At 60.9% G+C, this 253-nt stretch carries 2 pseudogenes; both read left to right on the top strand.

The features are described 5' to 3' along the window. Positions 1-113, top strand: a pseudogene (gene pscI, locus ACLJNW_RS26840) (SctI family type III secretion system inner rod subunit PscI); the annotation flags it as partial. Continuing rightward, positions 110-253: pseudogene (locus tag ACLJNW_RS26845) on the top strand (EscJ/YscJ/HrcJ family type III secretion inner membrane ring protein); the annotation flags it as partial. The pseudogenes pscI and ACLJNW_RS26845, both read left to right, overlap by 4 nt.

Raw genomic sequence — 253 nt, forward strand, 5'->3', positions numbered from 1 at the left:
GCCTGATGCAGATGCAGTGGTCGCTGATGCGCATCACCATGCAGGAAGAGCTGATCGCCAAGACCGTCGGGCGCATGAGCCAGAACGTCGAAACCCTGATGAAGACCCAATGAGGCGAACGGTGAAAGGTCTGTCGCGCATGGCGCTCCTGGCGCTGGTCCTGGCGTTGGGCGGGTGCAAGGTCGAACTCTATACCGGGATCAGCCAGAAGGAAGGCAACGAGATGCTGGCGCTGTTGCGTTCGGAGGGCGTT

Source organism: Salmonella sp. SAL4457, from assembly GCF_046548235.1.
In the GTDB taxonomy this organism is placed as follows: domain Bacteria; phylum Pseudomonadota; class Gammaproteobacteria; order Enterobacterales; family Enterobacteriaceae; genus Salmonella; species Salmonella enterica.